The following is a 653-nucleotide window of genomic DNA, read 5'->3' on the forward strand; positions in this document are numbered from 1 at the left end:
GAACCAGGGGGCGCCCGAAGGCGCCACCGTCATCGACTGCGCCCGCAAGACGATCATTCCAGGCCTTGTCGACGCGCGCGTCTTCATCGGCGAACCCGGCGGCGAGCATCGCGAGACCATCGCCTCGGCAAGCGTGGCGGCGGCGGCCGGCGGCGTCACCTCCATCGTCATGATGCCTGACACCGACCCGGTGATCGACAATGTGGCGCTGGTCGAATTCGTGCTGCGCACCGCACGCGACACCGCAAGCGTCAACATCTTCCCGGCGGCCGCGATCACCAAGGGCCTCGACGGCCGCGATATGACCGAATTCGGCCTGCTGCGCGAAGCCGGCGCCGTCGCCTACACCGACGGCCGCCACACCATCGCCAACGCGCTGGTCATGCGGCGCGCGCTGACCTATGCCCGCGATTTCGGCGGCGTCATCGCGCACGAAACGCAGGATGCCGACCTCGCCTCGTCCGGCGTGATGAACGAGGGGCTCTATGCGAGCTGGCTCGGCCTGTCGGGCATTCCGCGCGAGGCCGAGCTCATCCCGCTCGAACGCGACCTGGCGCTGGCCCGGCTGACCGGCGGCGCCTACCACGCCGCCAAGATTTCGTCAGCGATGGCGGCCGGCGCGGTGAACCGGGCCAAGACGGATGGCGCCAATG

At 69.7% G+C, this 653-nt stretch carries 1 pseudogene; it reads left to right on the plus strand.

What is annotated here, in order from left to right:
- A pseudogene (locus tag EOA27_RS39055) lies at positions 1–653 on the plus strand (dihydroorotase); the annotation flags it as partial.

The organism is Mesorhizobium sp. M2A.F.Ca.ET.037.01.1.1 (genome assembly GCF_003998075.1).
Classification (GTDB): domain Bacteria; phylum Pseudomonadota; class Alphaproteobacteria; order Rhizobiales; family Rhizobiaceae; genus Mesorhizobium.